14 protein-coding genes and 11 tRNA genes are annotated in these 19,465 nt (G+C 49.1%); 1 reads left to right on the top strand and 24 read right to left on the bottom strand.

All coding sequences use genetic code 11. The features are described from left to right. Nucleotides 1–257: 257 nt before the first annotated feature. Nucleotides 258–1,100: an NAD-dependent epimerase/dehydratase family protein gene (locus tag QQK89_RS14725; protein ID WP_284239325.1), complete on the bottom strand. Its 843-nt coding sequence runs from the start codon at nucleotides 1,098–1,100 to the stop codon at nucleotides 258–260. 120 nt (nucleotides 1,101–1,220) lie between these two features. Here QQK89_RS14725 and QQK89_RS14720 point away from each other — a divergent pair, with 120 nt between their 5' ends. Continuing rightward, nucleotides 1,221–2,078: a helix-turn-helix transcriptional regulator gene (locus QQK89_RS14720; RefSeq protein WP_284239323.1), complete on the top strand. Its 858-nt coding sequence runs from the start codon at nucleotides 1,221–1,223 to the stop codon at nucleotides 2,076–2,078. A gap of 76 nt (nucleotides 2,079–2,154) precedes the next feature. Here the strand turns inward: QQK89_RS14720 and QQK89_RS14715 are convergent, their stop codons facing one another. From QQK89_RS14715 to QQK89_RS14605, 23 genes are all read right to left on the bottom strand, one after another. Continuing rightward, nucleotides 2,155–3,006, bottom strand: a complete 852-nt coding sequence (locus QQK89_RS14715) for a hypothetical protein (protein WP_284239322.1) — start codon at nucleotides 3,004–3,006, stop codon at nucleotides 2,155–2,157. 132 nt (nucleotides 3,007–3,138) lie between these two features. Continuing rightward, nucleotides 3,139–4,971, bottom strand: coding sequence for a glutamine--fructose-6-phosphate transaminase (isomerizing) (glmS, locus tag QQK89_RS14710; protein WP_284239321.1), 1,833 nt, complete (start codon nucleotides 4,969–4,971; stop codon nucleotides 3,139–3,141). A 689-nt stretch (nucleotides 4,972–5,660) separates the two neighbouring features. Further along, a complete protein-coding gene (glmM, locus tag QQK89_RS14705) occupies nucleotides 5,661–7,001 on the bottom strand; it encodes a phosphoglucosamine mutase (protein WP_284239320.1) in 1,341 nt (446 codons plus the stop codon). 119 nt (nucleotides 7,002–7,120) lie between these two features. After that, complete coding sequence (locus QQK89_RS14700) at nucleotides 7,121–8,578, bottom strand: CdaR family protein (protein ID WP_284239319.1); 1,458 nt, start codon at nucleotides 8,576–8,578, stop codon at nucleotides 7,121–7,123. Beyond that, nucleotides 8,571–9,416: a diadenylate cyclase CdaA gene (cdaA, locus tag QQK89_RS14695; protein WP_284239318.1), complete on the bottom strand. Its 846-nt coding sequence runs from the start codon at nucleotides 9,414–9,416 to the stop codon at nucleotides 8,571–8,573. Before cdaA ends, QQK89_RS14700 begins: the two co-directional genes overlap by 8 nt. A 126-nt stretch (nucleotides 9,417–9,542) precedes the next feature. Next, entirely contained in the window at nucleotides 9,543–10,175 is a 633-nt protein-coding gene (locus QQK89_RS14690; protein WP_284239317.1) for a zf-HC2 domain-containing protein, read from the bottom strand. Nucleotides 10,176–10,268: 93 nt separating this feature from the next. Beyond that, the gene (gene sigW, locus QQK89_RS14685; protein ID WP_284239316.1) at nucleotides 10,269–10,835 is read right to left on the bottom strand and encodes an RNA polymerase sigma factor SigW; all 567 of its coding nucleotides are present in this window, start codon (nucleotides 10,833–10,835) and stop codon (nucleotides 10,269–10,271) included. Between the two features lie 126 nt (nucleotides 10,836–10,961). After that, entirely contained in the window at nucleotides 10,962–11,879 is a 918-nt protein-coding gene (locus QQK89_RS14680; protein WP_284239315.1) for a DMT family transporter, read from the bottom strand. 121 nt (nucleotides 11,880–12,000) lie between these two features. Further along, the gene (locus QQK89_RS14675) at nucleotides 12,001–13,155 is read right to left on the bottom strand and encodes a S1C family serine protease (protein WP_284239314.1); all 1,155 of its coding nucleotides are present in this window, start codon (nucleotides 13,153–13,155) and stop codon (nucleotides 12,001–12,003) included. A gap of 180 nt (nucleotides 13,156–13,335) precedes the next feature. Next, nucleotides 13,336–16,146, bottom strand: a complete 2,811-nt coding sequence (gene ppc, locus QQK89_RS14670) for a phosphoenolpyruvate carboxylase (protein WP_284239313.1) — start codon at nucleotides 16,144–16,146, stop codon at nucleotides 13,336–13,338. Between the two features lie 182 nt (nucleotides 16,147–16,328). Continuing rightward, nucleotides 16,329–16,402 (bottom strand) — tRNA-Gly (locus QQK89_RS14665). 8 nt (nucleotides 16,403–16,410) lie between these two features. Beyond that, nucleotides 16,411–16,487 (bottom strand) — tRNA-Pro (locus tag QQK89_RS14660). Between the two features lie 30 nt (nucleotides 16,488–16,517). Continuing rightward, nucleotides 16,518–16,594, bottom strand: a tRNA-Arg gene (locus QQK89_RS14655). Between the two features lie 6 nt (nucleotides 16,595–16,600). Beyond that, nucleotides 16,601–16,675, bottom strand: a tRNA-Gly gene (locus QQK89_RS14650). 157 nt (nucleotides 16,676–16,832) lie between these two features. Next, on the bottom strand, nucleotides 16,833–17,684 hold the full coding sequence (locus tag QQK89_RS14645; protein ID WP_284239312.1) for an ABC transporter ATP-binding protein: 852 nt from the start codon (nucleotides 17,682–17,684) through the stop codon (nucleotides 16,833–16,835). Between the two features lie 186 nt (nucleotides 17,685–17,870). Further along, the gene (nfsA, locus tag QQK89_RS14640; RefSeq protein ID WP_284239311.1) at nucleotides 17,871–18,605 is read right to left on the bottom strand and encodes an oxygen-insensitive NADPH nitroreductase; all 735 of its coding nucleotides are present in this window, start codon (nucleotides 18,603–18,605) and stop codon (nucleotides 17,871–17,873) included. 89 nt (nucleotides 18,606–18,694) lie between these two features. Further along, a tRNA-Leu gene (locus QQK89_RS14635) sits at nucleotides 18,695–18,777 on the bottom strand. A gap of 24 nt (nucleotides 18,778–18,801) precedes the next feature. Then, nucleotides 18,802–18,874: transfer RNA gene (locus QQK89_RS14630), tRNA-Lys, on the bottom strand. Nucleotides 18,875–18,883: 9 nt separating this feature from the next. Next, nucleotides 18,884–18,958 (bottom strand) — tRNA-Gln (locus QQK89_RS14625). Between the two features lie 10 nt (nucleotides 18,959–18,968). Then, nucleotides 18,969–19,044 (bottom strand) — tRNA-Val (locus tag QQK89_RS14620). 38 nt (nucleotides 19,045–19,082) lie between these two features. Further along, nucleotides 19,083–19,157, bottom strand: a tRNA-Glu gene (locus tag QQK89_RS14615). 17 nt (nucleotides 19,158–19,174) lie between these two features. Beyond that, nucleotides 19,175–19,250, bottom strand: a tRNA-Thr gene (locus QQK89_RS14610). Between the two features lie 4 nt (nucleotides 19,251–19,254). Next, nucleotides 19,255–19,330 (bottom strand) — tRNA-Asn (locus QQK89_RS14605). Nucleotides 19,331–19,465: the final 135 nt, after the last annotated feature.

Here is a 19,465-nt window from a genome sequence, read left to right as displayed (position 1 = left end):
TCCAAAATATTGCCAAAGAAGCCTTCTGTCTCTTCTTGCACAATGTTCGTTATCTTATTCTAGCCCCCGCAAGGAGCAGCCCCATATAGACCCCCTTGCCCGTTTCCTCTTGATTTCTTCTTAGCGGTTGCAGCAGAACAAGAAATCAAGGTGACCCGGACAAAATTTCCGCCCTGCTATCGACGAAAAGCCTTGATCCTCTTCAGTAGAGGTTCAAGGCTTTCTTGTTCATGTTAATGTTCATGTCCTAAACTTTCTTAAAGCGTACCAGCATCCCTCGCCGTATAAAACGAAGGGAAAACCGGCCGATAATTCAGTTCCTCTCTTATGAGGGTTGTATCAACGATCATATCCCATGCATCATATTCCTGCTGCAGCGCCTCAGGCGCATGATCGAGCTGCTGCAGCTGCAGCAGCTCCGCGACGGAGATTGGCGCATCATCGGCAACATTGTAGATCCGGCCATCAATCCCTGGCGTTGACGCAGCTAGCAGAAGAGCTTGACTGACATCGGCATGATGCGCCATATGAATACGTTTGGCAGGATGCCAATTACGAAGATAGGGAACAAACTCTTCAATATGCGGATCACGATCTCCATATATGAAAGGAAGACGAATAATGCGGAGACCCAGTCCCTGCTCGCGATACAGCTTCATCAGCGACAATTCGGCTTCCGCTTTGGATTGCGGATAAGCAAAAGCTGGTCTTAGCTCATCATCCTCACGGTTAGGTCGCGAGCGCCCCGCAGAGCCGTATACATTATTGGTACTTGCGAATACAAACCTCGGCACCTCCGCCTTTAGAACCGCATGAGCTAATGCAATCGTTCCATCGAAGTTTACACTTCTCGTTGTTTGTTCATCTACGCCTCGGAATTGCGCGGCAAGATGAATCACAACATCCGAGCCTTGCAACGCATGCAAGTAAGTATCCGGCTGCAAGAGATCTCCTTCAACCAATTCCGCTCCCTGTTCCCTCAGCCATTCCGCCTTGGCCGCCTCCCTGACCAGCAGCTTCACGCGATGTCCTCGCTGCAGCATACGCGGTACAAATCGGCTCCCTACCTTACCTGTCGATCCTGTCACAAATAGGTTCATTTCTATTCCACTCCTGCTTGTTATTTGATTGCTTATGGGCAGTATACTAAAACCGATAAGTGGCTACCTGCCTGCCTTTATCGTATGATTGGGAGTATCAGGCTAAGGAGGAGAATAACATTGACGGAAATTTCTTCGAGAACGCCGCTTGCTGAATTTTTACGTTCACGCCGGGAGCGGCTTTCTCCAGAAGATGTAGGGCTAGTCGCTTACGGTCGTCGAAGGACAACAGGACTTCGGCGGGAAGAGGTTGCACAGCTAGCTCACATCGGAACATCCTGGTATACCTCGCTTGAGCAAGGCAGAGATGTTAATCCCTCTGAGGAAGTACTAAATAATATTGCTTTAGCACTTCGGTTGACGGAGACCGAGCGCCATCACCTCCATTTACTTGCAAGGCCGTTACAGCCGGAACAACAGGCGGAGCAAGAGCTGACGCCTGGGCTCGAACGGATGATCCAAATTCTTGAGCCGAATCCGGCGTTTATTATCGGGAGATATTGGGACTTGCTGCATGGGAACAAGGCCAGCGAGCTCGTATTCCAGTTGCCTCCAACAGATAAGCCCCACTATTCCAGAACGAATTGGATGAGACATTTGCTGACCCTCGGCAGCCTAGAATCAAACAGCAAGGATTGGGAAGCAAGGGTCAAGATCTTAATCGCGCAGTTTCGCGCGGACTACGCCCGCTATCCCAATGACCCAAGGTTCAAAGAGCTTATTGAGGAATTTATGCAGACGAGCCCCTTATTCAAGGACACATGGCCGCTTAATGACGTACAGGCAATAACCGATCATCACAAGCGGAAATACGATCCTCTAATCGGAGAAATGGAGTTTGAACATGTGACCTTGCAGCCGACTACTAATCCAGATATGAGAATCATGATGTTCATCGCATCCCCAGATACGGCGGATCGTCTGCAGCAATTGATTAGTAACCGCCTTCACCATTCGGGACTTGAACCCATGAGATAGCGCCCTTGCTGGGCGCACCTAAACAAAGAGAACCCAGATTAATAATCTGAGTTCTCTTTCCATTCCTTAGCCATAATCAATATTTAACATTTTGCCAATTTACATAGTACTCACATAACCATTCTTCCATTCGATCTTTATCCCAGGAAAAGCTACCGAGCTTATTTGCTGGATAGTTAATTGCCGTAATAGGATCGTTTCCTATGAAGGTAAGAAAGTCTTTTGGGTAATTTGATTTTTTTTCATAATCCATAAATGCCCTCAGATACATTTCGAACGAAGGGACATATTCAGCGATACTTTTTGGAGCAAATCCATAACCAGGAGGATGAGCTAAAGGAAGCAAACGAGCCCCTTCAATTGCAGCCAGCTCAGGCAATTCATCAAACACCCGGTCAAAGACCTGAATAATCGACAAAGTCATATTGCACCATTCTGTATCCCCTATTTTTTGAAACAAAATATATTTGCCAAACAAACCCTGTTCTTTTGCAAAATCAGCGTGAAACTGGTAGGCGTATACATCGCCAATATTCCAAGGATTACGAACAAATTCAATCGGTTTCCTAATTTTCTTTTCGGGTGGCATCGGTGACATAAGCTCTTCTCTTAACTTGCTAAGTGTCTTTTTCCAGCCAACACCTTCATTCTTACTATCTGCCCAAAGCCCTAGTCCGCCATTTTTATTTATCCATTCTAGCGCTTTCTCCTTAATTTCTGGCGTTAAACGCCCCTTTTTCCATTGCGTGTCTGCGAGCGCATACCACAAAAACGGTTCATCCTCGGTTTCCATATACTCTTCAAATTTCTCCAATATTCGTTGGGTAGCTTCCTCATTACTCAACTGTTGTTGAAGGAATTCTATATATGTGTCCTTCACGTCAAGAGCGCAGTCATTTGCGTATAATCCTGTTCCCCAAACTCCCATAAATCCTCCTTGCAATCCTGCTTACCTAAGTGTAATTCGTGTATCTGCTATTAATGGATGGCCCCATCATAACAATACCCGATGATCTATAAAAGCCTCATCGGGTATTTTTTGTTGTTTATTAGAACTATATTACTCAACCGTTACGGATTTCGCGAGGTTACGCGGTTTATCCACGTCATGGCCAAGTGCCAGTGATGCGTAGTAGGAGATCAGCTGCAAAGGCACAACCGACAGAGCCGGTGCAAGAAGCGGCAGCGTCTTCGGAATCGCGAACAATTCGTCAACGGACTTGCCTACCTCAACTTCGCTGCCTGCGTTTGCGAGGCCCAGAACATGCGCGCCGCGAGCTTTCACTTCCTTGATGTTGCTCAGCGTTTTCTCATACAGCTCTTCTTGCGTAACGAGCGCGATAACCGGAATGCCGTCCTCGATCAATGCCAGCGTGCCATGCTTCAGCTCGCCTGCCGCATACGCTTCGGAGTGAATATAAGAGATTTCTTTCAGCTTCAGCGAACCTTCTTGCGCGACTGCATAGTCAACGCCGCGGCCGATGAAGAACAGGTTTTTGTGATGCGAGATCGACTCTGCTACTTGCTTCAGAACCGGAGCATTCTCAAGGATGCTCTCCACTTGCTCTGGAAGCTCGTTCATTGCGGCGATCAAGCCTGCAACCGTTGCCTCGTCTTTAGTGCCCAACGTGCATGCCAGGTGCAGACCAAACAGGTAGAAGGCAATCAGCTGCGAAGTGTAAGCTTTCGTCGAAGCTACCGCAATCTCCGGACCTGCCCAAGTAACAAGCACGTCATCCGCTTCGCGGGCAACCGAGCTGCCTACAACATTAGTGATTGCGAGTACGCGTGCACCGTTGCGTTTCGCTTCGCGAAGCGCAGCCAGCGTATCGGCAGTTTCACCGGATTGGCTTACTACGATAACAAGCGTATCAGGCGTAATAATTGGCGAACGGTAACGGTATTCGGATGCTACATCCGTCTCAACCGGAATACGCGCGAGCGATTCAATAACCGTTTTGCCAACCATGCCGGCATGATAAGCCGTACCGCAAGCAACGATATGCACTTTGCGAACCGATTTGATGTAATCAGCTGTCATCGTCAGCTCTTGCAGGTTTACGGACTTGCCATCTTCCGCAATGCGGCCCAGCATGGTGTCACGGTAAGCCTTCGGCTGCTCGTAAATCTCTTTCAGCATAAAATGATCAAATCCGGCTTTCTCTGCTGTTACAAGATCCCAATCGACATGGTATATTTCCTTGGAAATAAATTCGCCCTCTGTCGTCATCAGTTCGACACCATCACGTGTCAATACAGCCATTTCGCCGTCGTTCAAGATGTATACATTTCGAGTATGCTCCAAAATTGCCGGAATATCCGACCCGATGAAGTTCTCGCCTTCGCCAATGCCGATAACAAGCGGGCTAGCAAAACGAACCGCAACCAGACGTTCTGGTTCGAATTCTGTTAATACGCCCAGCGCAAATGCGCCGCGCATCCGTTTTACAGCGCGTTGTACCGCTTCGACAATGTTGCCATCATATTCGTCAGCAACCAGGTGCGAGATAACTTCCGTATCGGTCTCCGACACAAAACGATGACCTTTCGCGATCAACTCATCTTTCAGATCCAGGTAGTTTTCGACAATGCCGTTATGCACAACCGAGAACTTAGCCGAGTTATCCGTATGAGGATGCGAGTTCACGTCCGATGGTTTGCCATGAGTTGCCCAACGCGTATGACCGATACCGACCGACCCGGCAAGCGGCTCATCGCGCAGTTTATCCTCCAGCACAGCCAAGCGGCCTTTGGATTTCTTGATCTCCAGTCCGTTCTTCGTGAATACCGCAATACCAGCGGAATCATAACCCCGGTATTCCAGCTTCTTAAGTCCTTCGATCAAAATATCCTGAGAATCACGTTTACCAATATATCCAACAATACCACACATATATAAAGACCTCCGATAATCAAATAGTTGTCTCCCAACTATGACTACGGCAGCCAGCCTATATGCGGCACAGGCTTTTTATTTTCCCTTCTTGCCCGTGCCGACCTCTCAGGCGGCACCATAGACATACGGGAGCATGTTAATAAACTCGAAAAGAATGAAAGGTAAAGAAGACGTGTAGCCTGCCGAACGTTTGTGAGATCAGTCGCCCAATCTTTTTGCGTTGCGGCTTTCGGTTGGCTATCCATAACCGGGAGGTCCCCGCCGAATATTTCGAACACCCCCACCTCGTCAGCTTCCTCGTATGATCCTTCCTCATCCTGATATCCGGATTTAGAAGGCATCATCCCCTTGAAGCTCTGGCGCTTATGAAACTTTATTTGAACCGCTATCCTCGCTTTCCTGCTGGAATCATACTTTCTATCATATTCACTTTCGACTTGTTTCGCAACCTGAACTTTAGGCGCAGGACGAACAACGCCCCTAATTTCCCCTATAAATATACGCCTTCTCGTCCAAAATGCCCAAGCCCGGCCCTACATTTGCCCTAGCTTTTGAAGCAAAAAACTTCCTTACATTACCTATATATTCATTGGTCTAGCCACAAATGTAAAAGTCCCCACGAATTTCGTGGGGATCTTTATATTTGTCGGCACCGAATCCATGTTGACTGTTAAGCCAACTAATCTTTAGCCCAATTGCTCTTTCACGACATCAACAATTCGCGCTACATAAGCTTCAATCTGTTCTTTGTCCGGACCTTCCGCCATGACGCGAATGAGCGATTCCGTACCGGAAGGGCGAACGAGCACGCGGCCGTTATCGCCAAGCTCCTTCTCCACTTCTTCTACAGCAGCCGCAATTGCGGCATTGCCCGCGTATAGGCTTTTGTCTGCTACGCGAACGTTCACCAGCACCTGCGGATATTTGCTCATCAGGTTTTTAAGCTCGCTTAACTTCTGGCCGGATGCCACGAGCGTGTCCACCAGTTGCAAGGCTGTCAGAATACCGTCGCCGGTTGTATTGTAATCGAGGAAAATAACATGGCCGGACTGTTCGCCGCCCAAGTTAAATCCGCCGCGGCGCATTTCTTCCATTACGTAACGGTCGCCAACAGCCGTTTGAGCCGTTTGCAAGCTCAGGCGCTGCGTCGCTTTGAAGAAGCCGATGTTCGCCATAACCGTCGTTACAACCGTCTCATTGCTCAGTTTGCCGGCCCGCTTCATCGCGTCGCCGCAAATGCACAGGATATAGTCGCCGTCCACTTCTTCGCCTTTGTCGTCAATCGCGATTAGACGGTCTGCATCACCGTCGAACGAGAGGCCCAGGTCCGCGCCATGCGCCAGTACTTGCTCGCGCAAATATTCCGGATGCGTCGAACCAACGCCTGCATTAATGTTGCGGCCGTCCGGCTCCGCGCCGACCGTAATGATCTCCGCGCCAAGCTCGCGGAATACTTTTGGCGCCAGCTCGTAAGCAGAGCCATTCGCGCAATCGAGAACGATCTTCAGGCCGTTGAAATCGCCACTGATCGTTGTTTTCAAATAATCCAGGTAACGGTATTTCGCGTTGTCATCGTTCATTACAGTTCCGATATCACCGCCGATTGGGCGTGGAAGCTCATCTGCTTCCGCGTCAATCAGGCGTTCGATCTCAAGTTCCGTCTCATCGGACAACTTGAAGCCGTCGCCGCCAAAAAACTTAATGCCGTTATCTTGAACAGGGTTATGCGAAGCCGAAATCATAACGCCTGCATCTGCTTTAAGCTCACGCGTAATATACGCTACGGCTGGGGTCGATACGACGCCAAGGCGAATAACGCTCGCGCCAATAGATAGAAGGCCGGCAATAAGCGCAGCTTCCAGCATCGGACCCGAAATCCGCGTATCCAGACCAATAACCACCTTTGGCTTATCCGCCTGTCCCGTTAGAACATAACCGCCGCAGCGGCCGATTTTATAAGCAAGCTCCGGAGTCAGTTCGCTATTGGCAACCCCGCGAACACCATCCGTTCCAAAATATTTCCCCATATCTTCTCATGCCCCTTTTGTCCAAAAAATCTGCTTCAAATGGCCTATTCCTAATCCTACTCGATCTGAGGCCGCTTTTGAACTACTTTTAATTTCCGTTTTCTTTGCGCAATACAGCCTTATTCGCTCGTATTGGAGTCTGACGGGTCCGGTTCGGTACTCGAATCCGGATCCGTGCCGGTATTTGTACCGTTCCCTGTACCGGTGTTTGTCCCGTTATTCGAACCGGAGTCAGTTCCCGTCCCCGTATCCGGTGGCGGAGTTTGGCTTGGCGGATGTTCCGGCTGTCCGCCGGCCGGAACATCTCCGCCACCGTCCGAGTTATTCCCGGTTGATGCATTTTTGTCCGTTATATCAAGCTTAATCGAGAATTTCTGCGACTCGTCCGCCAGATCAATGAATCGCGGCAGCTTCACGAGCAGCGGGAAGGTCGCTTGCCCGACCTTCGCCTCGCTAAGATCGGCTATAAGCCGTACATCATCGTCTTGAATCGCCGCAAGAATATTAGGCGCACCACGGACTGTGATTGAGATATGACCGTCTGCAGGCTCTTTGAAAGCGGCTTTCAGCCCTTCCGGTAGATCGTTCATGATTACGCTCCGGTCCAGCGTCAGCGTCTCCGAAGGTACCACGGTAACCTCAACATTAATTTCAGCCGGCTCGACCATCTTCACATCGCCAACAGCCGTTACTTTCGCTTTAACCGTACCGGATTCCTTAATTTTGGATAGATCAACTACAACGCCGCCGGTATATGTATCCATGGAATCCAGCAGCTTCTGATCACCGTATACGGCAACTTTATCAATATCCGCCTTTACCGAACTTACGCTCAGTCCATCAGGCAGGCTTCCCGTAAAGCTTAACTGCAAAGGCATCGTCTTGAGCGGCGGCGTAACCGGCACTTCCACTTCGACGGTCGCCGGCTTAATGATTGCATGCTCCATCGCTTCGCCTTCCGTATCATATACGACAACCTGCGCTTTTTTGTTCACGACGGTTTTTTCCGCGCCTTCGATGTCAACGGTTGTACGCACCGCGCCTACTAGAGCCATCTCATCCTTCGGTAGCGTAATATTCACGATAGTTCCGGATTTGACGGTTGGCTCGCCAGCAATATATCCATTCGCGGGCGTCCCTTCCGTTGCGACCCCAAGCTCGAACGTTTTGGTCTCGATCTCCACCACATCTACTGTAGCGGAACGGGGAGACATTTCAATCAGACTAATGCCCTTGGGCAAATCGTAGGTCAACGGCACCACATGCTCGCCTGCCGTCACATCGCTTAAATCCAGATGGACCGCATAACCCTCGTCTTCATTTATTTTCAACAGATTCGCTTTGCGGCCTTCAACCACCATCCGAACAACGGTAGGTTCGACATTGACTAAGGCATATTTCGTTTCATCAAGTCCAGTCGCGGTAACCGCAGCCGCCTCGATAACTTTCGTATCCATATTGGAAGTTACGGTAGCCGGCGTCGACTCCGCATCGAAGTGGACCATCGCCCACAACATCAGCGCAATGGCAACAGACAAAATCTTAAGGATCGTCGGATGACTTAACCACTTATCCATCGCGGCCTCCTTTCCGCTTCCAGAACGAGAACGAGGAGACGGATGCCCGCTCCTTGCTGCTCGTCTGACTCGGCGTCAGCTCTTCATACAGCTTGGAAATAAGCGATTCTTCCTTAATATCGCGCACAATCATGCCGTTGATCGCAAGGGAGACTTGTCCCGTCTCTTCCGATACAATAACCGCTATGGCGTCGCTTACCTCGCTAACCCCAATGGCAGCGCGATGGCGAGTCCCGAGTTCCTTGCTGATGAACGGATTTTCCGACAGCGGCAAATAACAACCGGCAGCCATAATTTGATTGCCCCGGATTATAACGGCTCCGTCATGCAGCGGAGTATTTGGCGTGAAAATATTGATGAGCAGCTCGGACGTAATCCGCGACTCCATCTGGATCCCGGACTCAATCAGCTCGGTAACTCCCGTATTTCGTTCAAATACGATCAATGCTCCGACGCTTCGCTGAGCCATATGCTGAACGGCCTTCATGACCCTTTCAATCTGCTCGGTAACAATATCTTTCTCCAGCGTTGAAGTACGGGCAAACAGCTTACCTCGTCCTAATTGCTCAAGCGCACGCCGAAGTTCCGGTTGGAAAATAATAAATACCGCCAATACACCAAACGTAAACATCTGGTTCATCAGCCATTTCAGCGTATACAAGTTAAACCAGGTGCTGATGGCCCATGTTCCAACCAGGACCAGAATCCCTTTCAGCAGCTGGACCGCTCTTGTGCCTCTAACCAGCAAAATCAATTTATAGATAATATAACTAACTATACCGACATCGATGATGTCTTTAATCCAGCCATTCCAAGTCAAATCATTGAAGTAATTCATAGCTCAACCCCCAAACTGCCAACGACAAACTTCTGGATTCAACTTTATTGTTTTCTAGAATTGCACTTGGAAACCCTTTTTTTCAGAAAAAAAATACTGCCTCTCTGCAAGAGAGGCAGTTTCGTCCTAATTAGCCAATCCGCTAAACGTTTCCGTCACTTTGTACCAGAACCAGTCTAGCGCCTGATCGATGGTCCGGCTTTGTCCAGTAATATACCCGGTTGATGCCAGATTCAGGTTGCCGTCGATGACCGTTACATTGCCATCTACTTCGCCTTGCACTTCAGCCGTTCCATTCTCGACAACCAGATTACCTTTTACATGAGCGCCTTCGGGAACCGTAACCGTGTTTCCGTTAATGACAACCTGCTGCAGATCTTCACCCGATACAATCAGCTTGGAATCCTGCTCCCACATGGAAGTGAAGCTGCCGAGCATGACAAGCACGAACAACGCTGCGGCCGCAAGTCCCGGATACTTGTAGATGTACCGGAGCAAGCCGCGGCGCTCTTTTGTTTTTGCCGCTTTAGGCAACTGAGCCATAATACGATCCGTTAAAGCTGATTTATTATAATCGGGAATAGAAGCGCTATGCTCTAGAGTACCCAGCATCATCGCTTCCGTCTTCTCCAGCTGTTCAAAGCGGGCTAGGCAAGCGGGACATGAGTGCAAATGAGTCTTTAATTCCTGCGCATCTTCACGCGGCAGATCGCCGTCTAAATAATCATGCATCCATACAACCGCGACGTTGCAATTCATAGCAGCCAGTCCTTTCTTTCGTTTGCTCGCGCATAAGCTCTTCACATTTATAGAGTACGTAATGCTCGTTGTAGATGTTTCACTTTTTTTCGTCTACAGTTTATGCTCCAGCTTTTTCCGCAAAAACTCCCTGCCGCGGTGGACGCGTGTCTTGATCGTCGTTACCGGCATGTCCAATACGTCGCCGATTTCCTGCAGGGACATCTCCTGAATATAGCGGAGCATCATAATCGTTTTGTACTTCGGAGGCAGCGATTCGATCGCATCATGAATAATACGCTGGGTTTCCGACAGCAGAAGCTCGGACTCCGGCGTACGGTCATCGCTCGGAATCATGGAATAGCCGTCGAGGCCTTCATGATCCGTAGACTCCGCATCGAGCGAATAAGAAGGTTTCCGTTTCCTTAACCGGTCGATACATAAGTTTGTCGCGATCCGATAAATCCACGTGGAGAACTTCAGCGACTCATCGTAACGCTCCAGGTTTTTATAGACGCGCAGGAACGTCTCCTGTACGACGTCTTCCGCTTCTTGGCGGTTATATAACATTCGGTAGGCCATATGGAACAGCTTGTCCTGATACAGCCCCACAAGCTCAGCAAATGCCCGTTGGTCGCCTTTGAGTGCTAGCCGGGCGAGACGGGCTTCCAATACATTCACTATTTGTCCTCCTACAAAGAATTTTTACGTGCTTTTCGTAAAAATTCTTACTTCGTAAGCAAGGGCTACAAAGAATTTTCACATGCTCTTTGTGAAAATTCTTACTTCGTAAGCGCAACCTCACGTTCAATCGGCAGCTTTCTTATGCCATGAACCGTATTCCGCAAGTACAATCCCGCCCAAAATGAGCAAAATGCCGGCCACAGCTCTAAGCGATACCGGTTCGCCAAGAATAAGATAGGCACTTACAACCGCAAACGGTAGCTCCATCGCTCCAAGCATGGAAGCCAGCCCGCTTCCGATCCGCGGAATTCCGGCGTTGAAAAAAACCGTGGGTATGACTTGCCCGAGCAGCCCAAGCGCGATACCCCAGCCGATCAATCCCCACTGCAGGTCCGTGCTGTCTTCAAATGATTTATAGCCGTATAAGGCTGCAATAACCAGTAATCCAAATGACATCATAATAGCCGATTTAAAAACGGGATCATAGGAAGGAGCGACTCTGCCCGCCAGAAACAGAAACAAACTGTACGATACCGCAGAAGCTAACCCTAATCCTACACCGGTCCAATTGAGATTCGCGAGCTTATTCTGAAGCAGCCCCGCAGCCAGCACCGTTCCTGCCATTGCCATTGCAATAGCTGTCCATTGCCATTTGGTTGGCCATTTCCGGTTCCACAAACTCTCTAGAAAAATCGTAATCCACATGAACTGAAAAAGCAAGACAATTGAGAAAGAAGCATCCAGTCTCTCCAAAGTTTGATTATAACAGATCGTCGTCAAACTGAGACCAAATATCCCCGTAACCGCAAGCATTCCCCAATGTTTCAAGCTAAAAGCATGCCGGCCCCATGAGCCTCGCCTGATTGCAACGAGAAGCCATAACAGCGCTGTCCCCATTCCGGCCTGATGAACCGTAATCTGTTGAAAGGAATAGTCCTGATCATAGGCAAGTTTCAGCAGCGGTGTCATCATTCCGTAGCATGCTGCCGCGATAATCACCATTATAACTGCCGTCCAATAACCCGAGGATGAAGTTCTCATTTAACCAAAAATCCTCCATTCACATCTGATCTATTATATCGGTCTCCCCCCTGGAATGCAAAAAAAGAAGAAGCCATTTGGCTTCTTCTATCCTACTAAACGTTATGAATGGATGATGACATTAAACATTGTGTCCAAGCAGTTGTTTTAGCGTATCTTGAATCGTGCTAGTCGGGATGGCAAAACCAATCCCTTGCGCTTCCGAGTTAACAGCGGTATTAATTCCAATGACTTCGCCTTTTGCATTGAGGAGCGGTCCGCCGGAGTTGCCCGGATTAATGGAAGCATCGGTTTGCAGCAGATGTTCGTATTGATGATCCGCGCCGTCTTCTCCTTGAATCGTGATTGGCCGCTCTTTCGCGCTAAGCACCCCAACGGTCATCGTATGGTCAAAACCGTAAGGATTGCCGATTGCAATAACCCAGTCGCCGATTGCTGTTTGATCCGAGTCGCCAATCGCTAACGTCTGGAACGCTTTGGTTCCGGTAATTTTCAAAACCGCCAAGTCCTGATCCGCACTCTCCCCAACGACTTCCGCAACAAATGGCTCATCGTAGCCTTCTACTTGAACCTTCACTTGTGCCGCGCCTTCAACTACGTGATCGTTGGTCAGAATGTATCCCGAGGATTCGAAAAAGAACCCTGTTCCCGTTCCCGCAAGTTCGAGCTGCGAGCTATCCTCGGAATTATTGGATTGGCCGTTATCATTGCCTTCTTGCGGTACCTGTCCGCCAAATCCCTGCCAGCCGCTTCCGCCGTTTCCGCCTCTGCCGCCGAATCCTCTACCCATGCTTTGCACCGGCGCGGTATAATTCTCAACCTTCACGACCGCCGGAGATGCTGCTTTGTACACATCCGCAATCGATGCATCGACGCTTACGGAAGCTGTTGTTACGCCTGCGGCTTGTTGGGCCGAGTTGCTAGCTAGCGTAGTTGCCGCGGAGGATGGTTGATTACCGGTAAACAGGTTCGTCCGGTCCGAAGCGTACATAAATCCGCTTATGACGACAGCACCTACGAGGAATGCGGCTACCATTGCTTTGGCCTGCGATTTCTTGCTTTTCTTGCCGCCTTGTCCTGCTCCTCCTCCATTTGCACCGCCGCCTGTCCCCATTAGCTGCAGTTGGTTCTCGTAAGCTTCGCGAAGATTCGCAGCTGAACGGCTTGGCCCATAAGTATAGGTGTAAGGCTTATGTTCTGCTGCAGGCTCTGTGTGTTTTGTATGGTTTGTATCGTTTCCGTTTACTTGGTTATTTTCGAATTCGTTATGATTCATCGTAATCGCTCCTTTGTCATGCAATTAGTATTGCTGCCGCCTGCTTGATTACTATCATGAAGGTTGTACCTTAAATCAAACTTAAGCGGATTATAAAGGAGCATAAATAATAGGCCAATCTACATAAAAAACGGGCAATCCGGCTGTTATAAGCCGAATTGCCCGTATAATAACTAGCTGTTAGCCCGTGTTTCTCAGACCCGCAGCAATTCCGTTAATGGTAAGAAGCACTTCGCGGAGCAGCTCAGGATCATCTTCTTCCTTCGCACGCAGCGCTCTAAGCTCTGTCAGAAGCTGTACTTGCATGTAGCTGAGCGGATCGACGTACGGGTTGCGCAGACGAATCGATTCCTGAATAACAGGTACGTTGTCCAAAATCTCATCTTGGCCCGTGATGCTCAGGATCATTTCCGAAGTCAGCTTATATTCGTTCTCGATCTGAGTGAAGATGCGTTCACGAATAGTGTCGTCGGCGATCATATCCGCGTATTCCTTCGCAATTGTCAGATCGGCTTTGGCAAGCGCCATTTGCAGATTATCAATTAGCGAACGGAAGAACGGGAATTTCTCGTACATCGTCTTCAGCGTTTCAAGACGGGACGCATCGTCTCCGGTATATTGCTTAAGCGCAGTGCCGGCTGCATACCATGCAGGCAGCAAGTAACGGCTTTGCGTCCAAGCGAATACCCAAGGAATGGCGCGAAGATCTTCGAACCGGTCGCTGTTTTTCCGTTTGGATGGACGGGAACCGATATTCAGTTCGCCAACCTCTGGAAGCGGAGTCGACTCCTTGAAGTACGTCAGGAAGTCCGGATCGCGGAAAATCAGATCCTGATATTTGTTCAGCGCAGTCTCCGAAATCGAACGGGAGATCTCTTCCCACTCTTTAAGCACTGATTCATCTTGTGCTTGCGGATATTTCGCCAGGCGAGCCGCCGTGATTAGCGCCCATGTTGCTTGCTCCAGACTGCGGTAAGCAATGCCTTGCATCGAATAACGGGAAGACAGCACTTCGCCTTGCTCCGTAATTTTGATGCCGCCGCCAACGGTATGTGGCGGTTGAGCCAGAATACTGCGGTTAAGAGGCATGCCGCCACGGCCAAGCGCGCCGCCGCGGCCATGGAAGAACTTCAGCTTCACGCCGTGTTCGCCGGCTGTTGCCGTAATATCGTTGAGCGCTACGCGCAGCTCCCAGTTTGCCGTAACCGCGCCACCGTCTTTATTACTGTCGGAGTAACCAAGCATAATTTCATGCAGGTCGCCTCGAGCAGCAACAGCTTGACGATAGATTGGCAATTCGAAGAGCAATTTCATGATGCCTGGGGCAGCATGAAGGTCGTCGATCGTTTCGAAGAGAGGTACGGATTGCAAAGTGCAACGAACGCTGCCGTCTGCTTCTTTGCGGAACAAGCCAACCTCTTTCGCGAATACCATAACCTCCAGCATGTCGCTTGCGCCTTGCGTCATACTAATCAGATAAGTCGAGATACATTCCGGACCGAACTCTTGTTGTGCTTTGTAGACCGTGTGATACACGTCCAAGCACTCGCGAGTCGATGCCGAGTAATCCAGATGCGAAGAAGTAAGAGGACGTGGATCCTCGAGCAATTTGCTGAGCAATTCAATCTTCTCTTCTTCTGACAACGAACCGTAGTTGTGTACGATATTCATCTTCGACAAAATTTCAGACATCGCATTCTCATGCTCTTGGCTGTGCTGGCGGATATCTAGCGTAAGCATATGGAAGCCAAACAACTCGACTTGGCGAACCAGCTTGCCGATATGGGTATCCGCTACATAATCAGCAAAATGCGCACGCAAGCTGCGGTCGATAATATGCAGATCTTCAAGCAGTTCGCTAGCGTTGTTGTAACGCATAGGCGAGCCTTTCATCGACTCGTCGCGAGTATTTGCCAGCTTCTCCAGCATAAAGCCCAGCTTAATGCGGTAAGGTTCTTTCGCATTGCGCCACAGGTCGATGCACTTGAGCTCGACGTGCTCGCGGTCTTTCTTAATGGAATTAATCAGTTCTTCCGATACTTCAACGAGATTCGTGCTGAAGCTCAAAATGTTCAGAAGCTCATTCAGCTTCTCTTCGTATTTCTTAATGGCAAGCTGGCGGTTCAGCGTCAGCGTCTCCCAGGTTACCTTTGCGGTTACGGACGGGTTGCCGTCGCGGTCTCCGCCGATCCAGGAGCCAAAACGCAGATAGCTTGGTACATGCCACGACTCGCCCGGATAATATTTCGAAAGATTGCGTTCCAGTTCTTCATATACGTTAGGAAGTACTTCGAACAACGTTTCGTCGAAATAATACAAACCGTTGCGCACTTCATCAATAACAGTTGGTTTACGACCACGGAGCTCATCCGTTTGCCACAAAATAAGAACCTCATTCAGCAGCTTGTCCCGGAGGATTTCGCGTTCGCGGTATGTGAGGGTCGGGTTGTCAAGCTCCATAACATCTTCAGCAATCCGCTTATGGATATCAAGCACAGCACGACGTGTCGCTTCCGTTGGATGCGCGGTCATAACAAGCTCAAGCGAAATGTTGCTCAGGATTTCTTGAACGCCTTCCACATCGATGTTGCGCTCTTTCAAATCGGAAATGGCGCTCTCAATGGAACCTCGTTGTACGCTTTCCCCAGCGGAACGCTCATAGTCGCGTTTACGGCGAATACGATGATTCTGCTCTGCAATGTTGACCAATTGGAAATAGATCGCAAATGCACGGATCACCTGATGGCGAATTTCGGGACTTAATGATGCAATTGTCGTCTTAAACTGTTCGAAAAGCTCAGGTACAAATTCTGCGCGTAATGCTTTACTTGTTTCACGAATTTGCTCGACGATATCCAGCAGTTCGCGACCGCCTTGATGGACGAGCACTTCCCCAAGTATGTTGCCTAGGAAACGGACGTCTCTGCGCAGCAAATTGTTAGCCTGCGGCCGGTGTTGTGCCGATAAAGTCGATGTTACTTGGTCCGACATACTGATCCTCCTGTACTTAAACGCATTTTCAACTTCCTATTATCATACTACAAAATGCCGCTTGGTTGAAGCCCGAAGCATCGACTTTCTTTCAGAACGCAGGAAAGGCAGCCCCCGAGGGAGCTGCCGACATAAGGATTAAAATATAAAAACTCCTTCCGAAGAAGGAGATTGTTTGAGTTTGGAGCGGGTGATGGGAATCGAACCCACGCTATTAGCTTGGAAGGCTAAAGTTCTACCATTGAACTACACCCGCGTATAAACTGGTCGGGATGACACGATTTGAACATGCGACCCCCTGGTCCCAAACCAGGTGCTCTACCAAGCTGAGCTACATCCCGACAATTATAAGTAAGTATTATGATGAAGAATGGCGCGGCCTAAGAGATTCGAACTCCTGACCTTTTGATTCGTAGTCAAACGCTCTATCCAGCTGAGCTAAGGCCGCACATTATGGAGCGGAAGACGGGAATCGAACCCGCGACCCTCGCCTTGGCAAGGCGATGCTCTACCGCTGAGCCACTTCCGCATGTTACTTTCGCTGTCGTCGTTATCGTTATCATCGCGGCGACAAGTAATAATATATCACCTTCAAAAACAAAATGCAACTGTTTTATAAAAGTTTTTTTAAGACTTTTGAAAAAAGATAAAACCGCGCTTAATCAAGCACGGTTTTACGGGTTTATTTAAGCTCCAGCGGCAGTTAGAATTCGTTCTTGTTGCGGGCTGGACAAGACTTTATCAGCAGCTGGTTCACCAGCGAGCGCATAAGGCAAACAAAGCGGTACTCCCGTGCGAGGATCCGGTATAATATCTGCTTCGATATTAAATACTTCGCGCAAAATATCCGGCGTCATAACTTCTGCGGGAGTTCCTTCTCCAACAACAGTCCCCTTCTTAATCGCAACCATATGGTGCGCGTAACGGGAAGCATGGTTTAAATCATGAACAACCATAACGACCGTACGGTTATTCAGCTCATTAAGCTTTTGCAACAAATGCAATACTTCGAGCTGATGCGCCATATCTAGGAACGTGGTTGGTTCGTCCAGGAACAAAATATCCGTCTCTTGCGCAAGTGCCATCGCAATCCATGCACGCTGGCGCTGACCGCCTGACAATTGATCAACCGGCCGGTCGGTGAATTCACCCATGCCAGTTGCTTCGATTGCCCATTGAATGATACGGCGGTCTTCCTTCGTCAAGGATCCGAAACCTTTCTGATAAGGGAATCGGCCATACGATACAAGCTCGGCAACCGTAAGGCCGTCCGGAGCTGTCGGATTTTGCGGCAAAATCGCAAGTTGTTTCGCCACTTCTTTCGTAGACTGTTTATGGATCGATCTTCCGTCCAACAGGACACTGCCTCCAGCTGGATGCATCAACCGGGCCATCGTCTTCAGTATGGTCGATTTACCAGAACCATTGGAGCCGACAAGGGCTGTAATTTTACCTTGAGGGATAGCAATATTTAAATCTTGAACGATGAGTCGATCATCATAAGCAATGTCCAGATTCGAAGTCGCAAGACGAATCATTTGACCTGCACGCTCCTTCCGATGCCGTAAGGCAGACCGTTTTCATTAGTGTGCGCTCGCAGCGCGTCCGTGATAACAATTATCATTTATAAACTAGGTATAATGATAATCGTTCTCAGATGAGATGTCAATGACAGAAATCTGATACTTGGCCAGATTTACTATTGAATATTAAGCGGATTAATCTTACTCGAGATTAAATCCTTGCTTCTCAAGAAACGAACGCATATGAAGACGTACCGGTCCCGCTTTAGTTGCCATCGCCTGTGACCAGGTTGTAGCTGCCTTTCCGCTTGTCCTTGCTTTCATGTAAGTACTTAACGTCTCGTCATAAGCTTCAATTGCCGAGTCTATGGATTGCGGCTTGTAACTATTCTCGAAATAAACCGCTTTGCGAGGCAAACGGGGCCGCTCAAGCGGAGATTGATCCGGAACCCCTATACACATCCCAAATACCGGATAGACATGCTTAGGAAGCTGCAGAAGCTCTGAAACACGTTCCGGTTGATTACGTATGCCGCCAATATAGACAATGCCAAGACCAAGAGACTCGGCAGCGACAGCCGCATTCTGAGCCGCTAAAGCCGTATCCACTGTCCCGATAATAAAATTCTCAGTCGTGCTTGGCATCTCGCCTTCATAATGTCTTTTGGCCGCCTGTTCCCATCTGTACAAGTCCGCACACCAAACGAGGAACACCGGGCTCTCCTCCACATAAACCTGATTGCCAGCCAGCTTAGCGAGCTCGCTGCGCAATTCTTTATCCGTTATGCCAATTACCGAGTAAGCTTGCATATTACTTGATGTCGATGCATGTTGAGCCGCGGATATGATCGCATCCAATTGCTCCTCCGTTACCTGGTCCTTCATGAACTTCCGAATAGACCGATGGCTTTGTAACAAGCTTATCGTTTCATTCACGTCATTTCTCTCCTTTGCTCGGGTAGTATGGCTACAATGTAGCACAAAAAAACCTTCAGGACATCTCCTGAAGGTTTGAACTTTAAGTATGGTGCGCGTAGAGGGACTTGAACCCCCACGGTCGCCCGCCAGATCCTAAGTCTGGTGCGTCTGCCAATTCCGCCATACGCGCATGGGTAAAACTTATTAAAGAAAGTGAGCCATGTAGGACTCGAACCTACGACACCCTGATTAAAAGTCAGGTGCTCTACCAACTGAGCTAATGGCTCGCAATAAAATGGCTGGGGATCAAGGATTCGAACCTTGGAATGACGGAGTCAAAGTCCGTTGCCTTACCGCTTGGCTAATCCCCATTATTGAAAATGGTGGAAGCTGAGGGGATCGAACCCCCGACCCTCTGCTTGTAAGGCAGATGCTCTCCCAGCTGAGCTAAGCTTCCTTAATTGTCCCCGGTATTTCCGAAAAGTATTCGGAAATTGGTGACCCGTAGGGGATTCGAACCCCTGTTACCTCCGTGAAAGGGAGGTGTCTTAACCCCTTGACCAACGGGCCTTATTAAAAAATTCGTCTGGAGCTCTCAACCGGGATCGAACCGGTGACCTCATCCTTACCATGGATGCACTCTACCTACTGAGCTATGAGAGCATAATGGCTCCCCGAACAGGACTCGAACCTGTGACAACTCGATTAACAGTCGAGTGCTCTACCAACTGAGCTATCAGGGAATAAATCCAAAGCTTGCGCCTTGAAAACTGGATGCGAAAGTTTGAATTCCTTAAGTAAAGCATATGCTTACGAAGTAAGTTTACTTCGTAAACTTTGTAGGATAAGCCCTCGACCGATTAGTATTCGTCAGCTCC

The sequence above is a fragment of the Paenibacillus glycanilyticus genome (genome assembly GCF_030161375.1).
GTDB classification, from domain to species: Bacteria; Bacillota; Bacilli; order Paenibacillales; family Paenibacillaceae; genus Pristimantibacillus; species Pristimantibacillus glycanilyticus_B.
The sequence above is the reverse complement of the archived record's forward strand: the minus strand, read 5'-3'. Positions and strand labels throughout refer to the sequence as shown.

Excerpts from the sequence above, each read along its gene's own strand:
- QQK89_RS14725 (WP_284239325.1), bottom strand. The coding sequence starts at position 1,100 with ATGAACCTATTTGTGACAGGATCGACAGGTAAGGTAGGGAGCCGATTT.
- QQK89_RS14715 (WP_284239322.1), bottom strand. The coding sequence starts at position 3,006 with ATGGGAGTTTGGGGAACAGGATTATACGCAAATGACTGCGCTCTTGAC.
- glmS (WP_284239321.1), bottom strand. The coding sequence starts at position 4,971 with ATGTGTGGTATTGTTGGATATATTGGTAAACGTGATTCTCAGGATATT.
- glmM (WP_284239320.1), bottom strand. The coding sequence starts at position 7,001 with ATGGGGAAATATTTTGGAACGGATGGTGTTCGCGGGGTTGCCAATAGC.
- QQK89_RS14700 (WP_284239319.1), bottom strand. The coding sequence starts at position 8,578 with ATGGATAAGTGGTTAAGTCATCCGACGATCCTTAAGATTTTGTCTGTT.
- cdaA (WP_284239318.1), bottom strand. The coding sequence starts at position 9,416 with ATGAATTACTTCAATGATTTGACTTGGAATGGCTGGATTAAAGACATC.
- QQK89_RS14690 (WP_284239317.1), bottom strand. The coding sequence starts at position 10,175 with ATGAATTGCAACGTCGCGGTTGTATGGATGCATGATTATTTAGACGGC.
- QQK89_RS14680 (WP_284239315.1), bottom strand. The coding sequence starts at position 11,879 with ATGAGAACTTCATCCTCGGGTTATTGGACGGCAGTTATAATGGTGATT.
- QQK89_RS14675 (WP_284239314.1), bottom strand. The coding sequence starts at position 13,155 with ATGAATCATAACGAATTCGAAAATAACCAAGTAAACGGAAACGATACA.
- ppc (WP_284239313.1), bottom strand. The coding sequence starts at position 16,146 with ATGTCGGACCAAGTAACATCGACTTTATCGGCACAACACCGGCCGCAG.
- QQK89_RS14645 (WP_284239312.1), bottom strand. The coding sequence starts at position 17,684 with ATGATTCGTCTTGCGACTTCGAATCTGGACATTGCTTATGATGATCGA.